Origin of the sequence: Mesorhizobium sp. M7A.F.Ca.US.002.01.1.1 (assembly GCF_004022955.1) — a bacterium.
GTDB classification, from domain to species: Bacteria; Pseudomonadota; Alphaproteobacteria; order Rhizobiales; family Rhizobiaceae; genus Mesorhizobium; species Mesorhizobium ciceri.
In genome coordinates this window covers 1-9,581 of sequence record NZ_RZQE01000217.1, presented here as the reverse complement: position 1 = coordinate 9,581, position 9,581 = coordinate 1, and the positions used below count along the sequence as shown (strand labels likewise).

The following is a 9,581-nucleotide window of genomic DNA, read 5'->3' as shown; positions in this document are numbered from 1 at the left end:
AACCGGACACCAGCGCCAGCTTGATGCCAAGCGAATAGGAGCGGAAATCGTGCCCGGTGACGATATCGGGACCGGCACCGACACGGCGGATCAGCGTGCCAAGCCCCATTCCGAGCGCCTGGACGCCAATCAGATTGAGCTCCGGCAGTTGCGCGGAGCCGGGATGGCCAAACCACCAGCGCGCATCATATTCTCGAAAGCCGGATGGCTTGATCAGCGCTTCGGTTTCGAACTCGAAACTGTTGGGCCGGGCGTCGCCAACGATGCTGAAGGACAAGACTGGAAAACTCCGAGTGGCGGAAATTACGAGTTGTCGAGGACTGCGGCTTAGCACAGAAGGCTTTAAGCCACGTTTATCCCAGGAGGGAATCCGAGCCTTTCGGGCTATGCTCGACGAAAGCCGATGAAATGCGACAGAAGTGCTGCCATGCCGCTTGCAGGAACGAAGTGTGGCGGCTATAAGCCCGCGGTCTGGTCACGGAGTGTAGCGCAGCCTGGTAGCGCATCTGGTTTGGGACCAGAGGGTCGGGAGTTCGAATCTCTCCACTCCGACCATCCCCTCACAGCCCAATGCCCGGCGCAGCCATACGGTTCACTTGCTACGGCTCCGGCCGTGTGTCCGGCGCCGCGGTTCGGCAAACAGGGGGGTCAGATGCTTGGAATCGATGCCTGGGTGTCGCTTTTCGGACCGGCCTACTTTGCCTATGCCGGCATAACGGTTCCGGTCATGGTGACGTGGGCAATTGCCTGCGCCGCACTGGCGATGTGGAACAACCGTGAAAGCCGCAGACAGGCGAGGCAGGCCCCGGGCGCCGTGGTCTCCCGCTCCTGGCGTGTCAGTATCGGGATGTTTGTGCTGGTCGCCGCCGGCTATATCGCCGCTCACTCTGCCGTCTATCTCGCGGTCCGTCATTTCGCCAGAATGTGGCTCTGAGACCGGCCTCTCAGGCTAGATCTCGAACTCGCCCTGCCCTTCATCCATGGCGCTGACGGTTTCGGCTGCCAGCGCCCTGGTGATCGGCGTCTTGCGTTCGAGCGCCGTCCGGTCGAGCCGCTCCACCACGCGCATCGCTGTCGCCAGCGAGCGCTCGATCCGGCGGACCAGATATTGCACGACATGCGGTTCGACCTCGATCTGACGGTCGGCGAAGAGTTTTGTGATGACGCCTGCCAGCAAGAGATCGTCGGGCTCATGAATTTCGACTGTCGCAGCCGCCTTCAGCCGCGAGGCAAGATCAGGCAGGCCAACACCCCAGGCCGAGGGAAAGCGGCGCGCCGTCAGAAGCAGTTGCGAGCCGGCACCACGCACCGCATTGATCAGATGGAACAGGCCTTGTTCGTCAACCGTCCCGGTATCGACATCGTCGATCAGCGCCGGCCGCGCGCCGAGATTGGCGATGCTGTCGCCGATGCGCCTGGCGTCGACCGCCGCCGCATTGGCACGCGCGCGCCAGATCGAGGCCAGATGCGTCTTGCCAGAACCCGCGGGACCGGCCAGCACCACCACCGGCGATGGCCAGTCCGGCCAGCGGTCGACCAGCGCAACCGCCTGGTTGTTGGTGCCGGAGACGACGAGTTCGTCACGCGAATAGCCGGTGCCATGGCCGAGGTCGAGCGGCAACTGGCGCGGCGGGTCGGTTGGCTGGGCAGTCACTTCAGCGACGCGGTTGCGTGCGGTGGCCGCCGCCGCGATCGGCCGGAAGCTGCGGCACAGGTGCCGCGCCGCGGCCCTTGTAGAGCGGCGATTCGAGATAGCGGGCTATTGCGAACCGCACCAGCACGGCGACGGCGGCCGAAGCCGGCACCGCGATCAACAAGCCGACGAAGCCGAACAGCGCGCCGAAGGCAAACAGCGAAAACATCAGCCATACCGGGTGCAGGCCGACGCTCTTGCCGACCAGCCGCGGCTGCAGGATGTTGCCCTCGATGAACTGGCCGATGAAAAACACGACCGCGACCGCGACGATCATCGTCCAGTCCGGCCAGAACTGGACGAAGGCGACGCCGACGGCCAGCACCAGCCCGGTCAGCGAGCCGACATAGGGGATGAAGGAAATCAGCCCGGCGAACAGGCCGATGAGGATGCCGAAGTTCAGTCCGGTCAGCGTCAGCCCGGTGGCATACATGGCGCCCAGCACCAGGCACAGCGTGCCCTGGCCACGCACGAAGCCTGCCGTGGCGGTGTTGATGTCCCGTGCGATGGCGCGCACGGTCTGGACGTTGTCGCGTGGCACCCAGCCGTCGATGACCGCCACCATGCGGTCCCAGTCGAGCAGCATGTAGAAGGCGACCACCGGTGTCACCACGAACAGGCTGACCACAGAAACCAGCGCCATGCCGGAACTCCACAGCGAGGTGAAGACGGTGGTGACAAAACCGAAGCCGGAGGTCAGCAGCGAATTCAGCCCGTCGCGCAAGCTATTGGCGTTGACGCCGAACTTCTGCTCCAGCCATTTCGGATCGAACGAGGTGATCAGGCTTTGCAGCCGGGTCAGATATTCCGGCAATTTGCCGGCGAAATCGGCCATCTGCGTGGCCAGAACCGGAATGAGGATGACAAAGGCCAGGACCAGCACGATGAGGAAGGTGATGAGGATGACCACCGTCGCCATGAAACGCGACAGGCCGAGCCGCTGCAGCCGGTCGGCAACGGGATCGAGGAAATAGGCAAGCACCATGCCGGCGACGAAGGGCAGCAGGATGGCGCTGAAGACATAGAGGAAAAGCGCCAGCAGCGCGGCGCCGGCCAGCCAGAAGAAGATCTGGCGGCGAAAGGTCGCGGACGCGGCGATGTCGGCGGCCGCGGCCTCGATCGCCGCCGCTTCTGTCTCGGATGTCCGGAGTGGAGCCTTCGTCATGTCAGCTCATGTGCCTCAGCCAAGTCACGAGATAGGCTGCGGCCGAAGCCACGGTCAAGACCCCAGACAGCAATATGAGAACCGGCCTCAGCGGGTCGAGATGAACCGACAGGGCAAGTTCACCCAGCACAACCGCCGCCAGCACGATCTGGATGGCGGTGTTGGCCTTCGACACGAAAAGCGGTTTCATCTCGACCGGATGGGCCATGACGGCGGACAGCAAAACCGCGCAGACGATCAACGCGTCGCGCGACACCATGGTGACGACCAGCCACAGCGGCAATTGCCCGATGAGGCCCATGACCACGAACACCGAAACCAGCAGCAGCTTGTCGGCGATCGGATCGAGATAGGCGCCGAGCGTGGACTGCTGGTTGAAACGGCGGGCGATGAAGCCATCGACGCCGTCCGAAATGCCGGCGACGAGGAACCCGGCAAAAGCCCAGTCCCAGCGCGCCTGCAGCATCGCCAGCACCACCGCCGGCACCAGGACAAGGCGCAGGATGGTGATCAGGTTGGGGATGGTCAAATGCCTGGCACCTCCTCTTGGTCGGAGATAGATGATGAAGATGGCGGGTGGCAACAAGGGAGGAGCTGCCGATCTCCCCGCACGGGAGCGGCCTTCAGCTTGGCTTTCGCCAATCACGAGCGCCTGTACGTGCGCGCTGTCCACGGTTTTGTAGGCCGAGATGGCCGTTATCCTTGCGGACAGAAACCGTTCATGCGAAGAGCCCGCGACAAGGAAAATTGCTGAACGGGCACCAGAAATGAGCAAGCGCGACGTGAACAAGCGCAAGAACGGGCTCACCTATGCCGAGGCCGGTGTCGATATCGATGCCGGCAATCTCATGGTCGAGAAGATCAAGCCGCTGGTGCGCGCGACGCGCCGGCCGGGCGCCGATGGCGAGATCGGCGGTTTCGGCGGCCTGTTCGACCTCAAGGCGGCCGGGTTTACCGATCCGGTGCTGGTGGCGGCCAATGACGGCGTCGGCACCAAGCTCAAGATCGCCATCGATGCCGGCAAGCACGACACGATCGGCATCGACCTCGTCGCCATGTGCGTCAACGACATCGTCGTGCAAGGTGCCGAACCGCTGTTCTTCCTCGATTATTTCGCCACCGGCAAGCTCGATCCCGACCAGGGTGCCGCGATCGTCGGCGGCATTGCCGAGGGCTGCCGCCAGGCCGGCTGCGCGCTGATCGGCGGCGAGACCGCCGAGATGCCCGGCATGTATCACGGCAACGACTACGACCTCGCCGGCTTTGCGGTGGGTGCCGCCGAACGCGGCCAATTGCTGCCCACCGATGACATTGTCGAAGGCGACGTGCTGCTGGGCCTGGCTTCCTCCGGCCTGCACTCGAACGGCTATTCGCTGGTGCGCCGCATCGTCGCCGTCAGCGGCCTGTCGTGGAGCGATCCGGCACCGTTCAACGACGAGGCCACTCTGGCCGAAGCACTGCTCGAGCCGACCCGCATCTACGTCAAGTCGATTCTCAAGGCGATCCGCAACACGCATGGTATCAAGGCGCTCGCCCACATCACCGGCGGCGGCTTCCCGGAAAACATTCCCCGCGTGCTGCCCAAGGATTTTTCGGCCGAGCTCGACCTCGAGGCGATCGACGTTCCTCCCGTGTTTTCGTGGCTGGCCAAGACCGGCGGCGTGGCGCCGGAAGAAATGATGCGCACCTTCAATTGCGGCATCGGCATGATCCTGGCGGTCGCGTCCGGCCAGGCGGCGCAGGTCGCGGCCGTGCTACAGGAAGCCGGCGAGACGGTGACGCCGATCGGCCGCATCGTGCCGCGCCGCGACGCAGGCGTCATCTATCGGGGTTCGATCGGCCTATGAGCGCGCAGAGGAAACGCACCGTTGTCCTGATCTCGGGACGCGGCTCCAACATGACCGCGCTGATTGCCGCGGCCAGCGACCCGTCGTTCCCGGCCGAGATCGTCGGTGTCATTTCCGATAAGGCGGATGCCGCCGGGCTCGGCATCGCCAGGGCGCGCGGCATCGCCACGCAGGTCGTCTCACGTGCCGACCACGGCAGCAAGCAGGCGCATGACGCCGCCATCGACGCGGCCCTTACGGCCTTCAACGCCGAGATCGTGGCGCTGGCCGGCTATATGCGCATCCTCAGCCCCGGCTTCGTCCAGAAATGGCAGGGCCGCATGATCAATATCCACCCTGCCCTGCTGCCGGCCTTCAAGGGGCTCGACACCCATGCGCGCGCGCTGGCCGCCGGCATCCGCATCCATGGCTGCACCGTGCACTTCGTCACCTCCGAGATGGATGACGGCCCGATCATCGCACAGGCGGCCGTGCCGGTGATGGTCGGCGACACCGCCGATACATTGGCAGCCCGCGTGCTGAAGACCGAACACCGGCTCTATCCGCTGGCGCTGGGGCTGGTCGCCGAAGGCAAGGCGCGCATGGAGTCCGGCCGCACCGTGCTTGCCCACTTTGCCGACGATGCCGACAACGGCACCTCGGTGGTGATGGCCCCGGATCCGCTGCGCGAGGAAGCCGACCTCGAGCATCTGGCGCGCATCACGCCTTGAGCTTAGAGCGGCGATGAAACAGCTTCTCCTGCTTCGTCACGCCAAATCCAGCTGGGACGACCCTGATCTCGATGATTTCGACCGGCCCTTGGCCGAACGCGGAGTGAAGGCAGCCCGGTTGATGGGGCGCGAGCTTGCGACGCGCGGCTGGCTGCCGGACCTGGCGCTGGTGTCGGCGGCGCTGCGCACCCGCGACACCTGGCGGCTGGTGGCGGCGGAATTGCCCGTCCCGCCCCAGGTCGCATTCCTCAAGGCGCTGTACGATGCTTCAGCGGCGGACATTCTGAGCCAGATTGGTCAAACCGACGCTTCGAGCGGCAGCTTGCTGGTAATTGGCCACAATCCGGGCCTGGAGCAGTTGGCCAGACAGCTTGCCGGGCCGGGGTCAGACGCCAAGGCGATCGCGAGACTTGAGGAAAAATTCCCGACGGCAGCCCTCGCCCGGGTGGTCTTCAAAGGCGATTGGTCCGTCGTGTCCCCCGCCCGGCTGACACATTGCTTGCGGCCCAAGGACCTGGGCGGCTAGTGTCCATGGCAGGTGCGGCAGGCCAAACCCGCCGCACACCCGCTTGAGCCGTCAGTTTCCCCAGTTGCCCTGGCCGGATTCCGGCTGGACCGAATCGGGCGTCAGCGTGAGGTCGCGGTGCTTGACCTGCCTGTGGGTCGAAGCCGTGTAGCTGTGGTCGACATTGACCGCGTGCGAGGTGACGGCCGGCTGATTGACATTGTCCGAACCATAGTTGTCGCTGCCGGCAAAAGCGGCACCAGTGGCAACGAGGATGGCGGCGGCGGTAAGAGCGATCCTGTTCATTCTATTTACTCCGGTATTCCTGATTCTGTCCGTCTAGTGGCGTGCCCCTGGGGAGGAAATTTCGCGTCGCTCGGACAGCCTCGATCTGGGTTTTTCGTGCGCCGACTTCCAATCACGAAGACGTTCCCTCACGCGCGGCATCGGGACCTCGAACGTCGGCCAAGGGATTGAGCTCACCCTGTTTTATCAATTTATCTCAGACGCTTATAAGGAGGGTGCCTGACGCATGATGCGGCGGTTCATCGAGCCAGCGCTCGCCATCCGTTCACGATTCGTCAACATAAATTGAACCAGCTGGTTCGATTTACGATCGGCGCTCCGACACCGATGCCGTCGGCCGAAATCCTGCTCATGCATAAAAAAACAAGAGCGGCGGGCAAGGCCCACCGCTCTTTGTGGTCGCAGACTTCAGAAATCAACGACCCCAGATGCCCTGGCCCGACTGAGCCGGCACGTTGGCATTGGCATCACCCTGCGTCTTTACGGACTTCGGGATCGAGCCGGTGTGCGTGGTGTCGATGTCGGACACGGACTGGTTCGCAACAGGCTGGTTGGCATTGTAAGAGCCGTAGTTGTCGCTGCCGGCAAAAGCGGTGCCCGTGGCAACGAGGATGGCGGCGGCGGTAAGAGCGATCTTGGTCATTTTAATTACTCCTGAGTTCAAGATTGGGTCGATATCGGCAGTCGCGATTAGCGGCCGAAGAGGTTGCGGTCAGCGCCCTGCGAAGCGGGGGCCTGGACGGTTTGCGTCGACTTGGAGATCGAAGCAGTGGCCGACTGGTCGACGGTGACGGCAGGCTGATTGGCGTTGGCCGAGCCATAATTGTCGCTGCCGGCAAAAGCAGTGCCCGTGGCAACGAGGATGGCGGCGGCGGTAAGAGCGATCTTGGTCATTTTAATTACTCCAGTATTTGTCATGTCCGTCTAGTGGCGTGCCCTTGGGAGGAATTTCGCGTCGCTCGGACCACCCCGAGATGGGCTCGCCCTGCCGCGGATTCCAATCACGAAGATGTTCCCCCGCGGCTCGAATCCAGGCCTTGAAATTTGACACAGGGCCTCAGCGGTCATAATTTAACTGTTTGAAATCAGACAGTTAATCGATAACGCCCATCACCAGGCGCGACCGCTCGCCAGGCCGGCGTTCACCATCTGCTACACAGTGCGTCAACAGAAATCGAACTGAACGGTTCGGTTTGAAACGATTGCGCACCATCTGAACTTCTGGATCTCCTCCATTTGCCTTGCGGTTGGATCGAGATTATCGCTTGTGCACGATCATCAATCGGGCGCGACTTGGCGGCGCCAGTTGAAGAAGTGGGCGGAAATCCGGGTGACCTGCACCCCAGGACAGCGATAGAAATGCGGTTGCTGCTTGTAGAAGACAATCGCGAGCTGGCGGATTGGCTGGGCAAGACCCTGCGTCAGGCGAACTATGTCGTCGACATCGTCCATGATGGCGAGGATGTCGAACACGCGCTCGCCGCCGGTGACCACGCGCTTGTCATCCTCGACCTTGCGCTGCCGCGCATGAGCGGGCTGGAGGTGCTGCGAATGTTGCGGACGCGCGGCAACCGGGTGCCGGTGATCGTGCTGACCGCCAATGCCAGTCTCGACGGTCGGGTCAAAGGGCTCAATGAAGGCGCCGACGACTATCTGGCCAAGCCCTTCCAGATCGAAGAGCTCGAAGCACGAATCCGCGCGCAATTGCGCCGTGCCAATGACCGCACCGCGCCGGTCGTTGCCTGCGGTGATCTCGTCTTCGACACCAACACGCGGCTGTTTTCGCTTGCCGGCGAGGCGCTGGCGCTGACACCGCGCGAGCATGCCGTGCTTGAGCAATTGATGGTCAAGGCCGGACGCACGGTGAGCAAGGCGGCATTGTCGGCCGCGATCTACGATTTCGAGACCGACGCCGATCCCAGCGCCATCGAGATCTACGTGCACCGCGTGCGCAAGAAGCTCGAAGGGTCGCGGGTCCAGATCGCCACACTGCGTGGTCTCGGTTACCTCTTGCGCCAAGACGATTTGGCGCCGTGACGATCCTGGCGCCATGAGGATCAACAGCCTCCGCCTGCAATTGCTGGCATGGGTGGTGCTGCCGCTTGCCGGGCTCGCGACCATCAACCTGTGGACCAGCCAGCGCAACGCACTGGCGACCGCGGACCTGGTCACCGACCGGATGCTCGTCGGATCGGCGCGGGCGATTGCCGAGCAGGTCGCCATGGTCGACGGCGTGCTCGATGCCACGGTGCCCCCGGCGGCGATCGAGATGTTCGACACCGGCGACCGCGACAGCGTCTACTATCGCGTCGAGACAGCCGGCGGGCGGCTGCTGACCGGATATCCCGACCTGCCCGAAGCGCCGCAGCATGCCAGTGTCGAGGCCGCTTACCGCGATCACCAGCTGCGGCTCCTGACCCTTGGCCATGCGGTGATCGGCGCCGGCAACGACTCGCCAATATCAGTCACCGTGGGCGTCACCCTTGCCGGCCATGACGCCATGGTCAAACAGCTTTGGTTCAGCGCCTTTGCCCAGCAACTGGCGCTGGTGGCGATTGCCGGCGTGTTCGTGCTGCTCGGCTTGCGTCGCGGCCTGGCGCCGTTGATCCGGCTGCGCGATGCGGTACGCTCGCCAAACCGCAGCGACCTTGACCCCGTCGAAGTGCCCGGTGCGCAAAGCGAGATCCGCCCGCTGATCGACGCCCTCAACGCCTACATGGAGCGCGTGCGGGCGCAGATGGCGGCGCAACGCCGCTTCATCGCCAATGCGGCGCACCAGCTGCGCACGCCCCTGGCGCTGCTGTCGACACAGGCAAGCTATGCGCTTCGCGAAAGTGCCGCCGATGCCCGCCAGGAGGCGCTGGTGGCGCTGCAGGCGAGTTCCGGCAAACTGGCGCGGCTGGCCGAACAGCTCTTGACCCTGTCACGCGCCGAGCCAGGCAGCCGGCGGCCGCGCGCCGACCGCATTGACCTGGCGGAAGCCGCCCGGCACGTGCTGGAAACCCTGGCGCCAACGGCCATCGATCGCAAAATAGATCTCGGCCTCGAGGAGGCTGGCCCCGTTCCGGTCATCGGCGACGGCACCATGCTGCGCGAGATGATCGTCAACCTCGTCGACAACGCGCTGCGCTACTCCCGGGCTGAGGGCAGTGTCACGGTGAAGCTGGCGGCCATCGACGGCGAAGCCGTGCTGACGGTCGCCGACGACGGGCCTGGCATTCCGGCGGACGAGCGAGACCATGTCTTCGAGCGCTTCTACCGTATTGCCGGTTCGACCGAGGAAGGCAGCGGGCTGGGACTCGCCATTGTACGCGAGGTCGTCGAAAATGCCGGCGGCCGCGTCACCCTTGGGGAT

General features: G+C 64.0%; 12 protein-coding genes, 1 tRNA gene and 1 pseudogene. 7 read left to right on the top strand and 7 right to left on the bottom strand.

What is annotated here, in order from left to right; all coding sequences use genetic code 11:
* A pseudogene (locus EN932_RS20435) lies at nucleotides 1–277 on the bottom strand (phosphomannomutase/phosphoglucomutase); the annotation flags it as partial.
* Nucleotides 278–478: 201 nt separating this feature from the next.
* Here EN932_RS20435 and EN932_RS20430 point away from each other — a divergent pair.
* Nucleotides 479–555: transfer RNA gene (locus EN932_RS20430), tRNA-Pro, on the top strand.
* 97 nt (nucleotides 556–652) lie between these two features.
* On the top strand, nucleotides 653–934 hold the full coding sequence (locus tag EN932_RS20425) for a hypothetical protein (RefSeq protein WP_013532441.1): 282 nt from the start codon (nucleotides 653–655) through the stop codon (nucleotides 932–934).
* Nucleotides 935–949: 15 nt separating this feature from the next.
* On the opposite strand, the gene hdaA is transcribed toward EN932_RS20425, so the two are convergent.
* From hdaA to EN932_RS20410, 3 genes are read right to left on the bottom strand one after another with little or no spacing between them, the layout of a single operon-like run.
* Nucleotides 950–1,654 carry a DnaA regulatory inactivator HdaA gene (hdaA, locus tag EN932_RS20420; RefSeq protein WP_013532442.1) on the bottom strand — a complete coding sequence of 235 codons (705 nt, stop codon included), beginning with the start codon at nucleotides 1,652–1,654 and terminating at the stop codon, nucleotides 950–952.
* Between the two features lies 1 nt (nucleotide 1,655).
* Entirely contained in the window at nucleotides 1,656–2,858 is a 1,203-nt protein-coding gene (locus tag EN932_RS20415) for an AI-2E family transporter (RefSeq protein WP_013532443.1), read from the bottom strand.
* A 1-nt stretch (nucleotide 2,859) separates the two neighbouring features.
* Nucleotides 2,860–3,387 carry a CDP-alcohol phosphatidyltransferase family protein gene (locus EN932_RS20410; protein ID WP_013532444.1) on the bottom strand — a complete coding sequence of 176 codons (528 nt, stop codon included), beginning with the start codon at nucleotides 3,385–3,387 and terminating at the stop codon, nucleotides 2,860–2,862.
* 238 nt (nucleotides 3,388–3,625) lie between these two features.
* On the opposite strand from EN932_RS20410, the gene purM reads away from it, so the two are divergent.
* Genes purM through EN932_RS20395 form a run of 3 tightly spaced genes read left to right on the top strand, consistent with a single transcriptional unit; the run spans nucleotide 3,626 to nucleotide 5,941 of the window.
* Nucleotides 3,626–4,705: a phosphoribosylformylglycinamidine cyclo-ligase gene (gene purM / locus EN932_RS20405; protein WP_013532445.1), complete on the top strand. Its 1,080-nt coding sequence runs from the start codon at nucleotides 3,626–3,628 to the stop codon at nucleotides 4,703–4,705.
* Nucleotides 4,702–5,415, top strand: a complete 714-nt coding sequence (gene purN / locus EN932_RS20400; protein WP_013532446.1) for a phosphoribosylglycinamide formyltransferase — start codon at nucleotides 4,702–4,704, stop codon at nucleotides 5,413–5,415. Before purM ends, purN begins: the two co-directional genes overlap by 4 nt.
* Before the next feature lie 13 nt (nucleotides 5,416–5,428).
* Entirely contained in the window at nucleotides 5,429–5,941 is a 513-nt protein-coding gene (locus EN932_RS20395; RefSeq protein WP_127370258.1) for a histidine phosphatase family protein, read from the top strand.
* A gap of 51 nt (nucleotides 5,942–5,992) precedes the next feature.
* Here the strand turns inward: EN932_RS20395 and EN932_RS20390 are convergent, their stop codons facing one another.
* The 3 genes from EN932_RS20390 to EN932_RS20380 all read right to left on the bottom strand — a co-directional run bounded on the left by EN932_RS20390 (nucleotide 5,993) and on the right by EN932_RS20380 (nucleotide 7,120).
* Nucleotides 5,993–6,226: a DUF680 domain-containing protein gene (locus EN932_RS20390; RefSeq protein WP_127370259.1), complete on the bottom strand. Its 234-nt coding sequence runs from the start codon at nucleotides 6,224–6,226 to the stop codon at nucleotides 5,993–5,995.
* Nucleotides 6,227–6,641: 415 nt separating this feature from the next.
* Nucleotides 6,642–6,869, bottom strand: a complete 228-nt coding sequence (locus EN932_RS20385; protein WP_013532449.1) for a DUF680 domain-containing protein — start codon at nucleotides 6,867–6,869, stop codon at nucleotides 6,642–6,644.
* 47 nt (nucleotides 6,870–6,916) lie between these two features.
* Nucleotides 6,917–7,120: a DUF680 domain-containing protein gene (locus EN932_RS20380; RefSeq protein WP_013532450.1), complete on the bottom strand. Its 204-nt coding sequence runs from the start codon at nucleotides 7,118–7,120 to the stop codon at nucleotides 6,917–6,919.
* Between the two features lie 465 nt (nucleotides 7,121–7,585).
* Between EN932_RS20380 and EN932_RS20375 the strand changes: the two genes are divergently transcribed.
* Complete coding sequence (locus EN932_RS20375) at nucleotides 7,586–8,263, top strand: response regulator (RefSeq protein ID WP_024504276.1); 678 nt, start codon at nucleotides 7,586–7,588, stop codon at nucleotides 8,261–8,263.
* Nucleotides 8,264–8,276: 13 nt separating this feature from the next.
* On the top strand, nucleotides 8,277–9,581 hold a 1,305-nt coding region (locus tag EN932_RS20370), incomplete at its 3' end, for a sensor histidine kinase (protein ID WP_164890548.1).

Coding starts and splice junctions, on each gene's coding strand:
- EN932_RS20425 (WP_013532441.1), top strand. CDS start 653: ATGCTTGGAATCGATGCCTGGGTGTCGCTTTTCGGACCGGCCTACTTT.
- EN932_RS20415 (WP_013532443.1), bottom strand. CDS start 2,858: ATGACGAAGGCTCCACTCCGGACATCCGAGACAGAAGCGGCGGCGATC.
- purM (WP_013532445.1), top strand. CDS start 3,626: ATGAGCAAGCGCGACGTGAACAAGCGCAAGAACGGGCTCACCTATGCC.
- purN (WP_013532446.1), top strand. CDS start 4,702: ATGAGCGCGCAGAGGAAACGCACCGTTGTCCTGATCTCGGGACGCGGC.
- EN932_RS20395 (WP_127370258.1), top strand. CDS start 5,429: ATGAAACAGCTTCTCCTGCTTCGTCACGCCAAATCCAGCTGGGACGAC.
- EN932_RS20390 (WP_127370259.1), bottom strand. CDS start 6,226: ATGAACAGGATCGCTCTTACCGCCGCCGCCATCCTCGTTGCCACTGGT.
- EN932_RS20385 (WP_013532449.1), bottom strand. CDS start 6,869: ATGACCAAGATCGCTCTTACCGCCGCCGCCATCCTCGTTGCCACGGGC.
- EN932_RS20380 (WP_013532450.1), bottom strand. CDS start 7,120: ATGACCAAGATCGCTCTTACCGCCGCCGCCATCCTCGTTGCCACGGGC.
- EN932_RS20375 (WP_024504276.1), top strand. CDS start 7,586: ATGCGGTTGCTGCTTGTAGAAGACAATCGCGAGCTGGCGGATTGGCTG.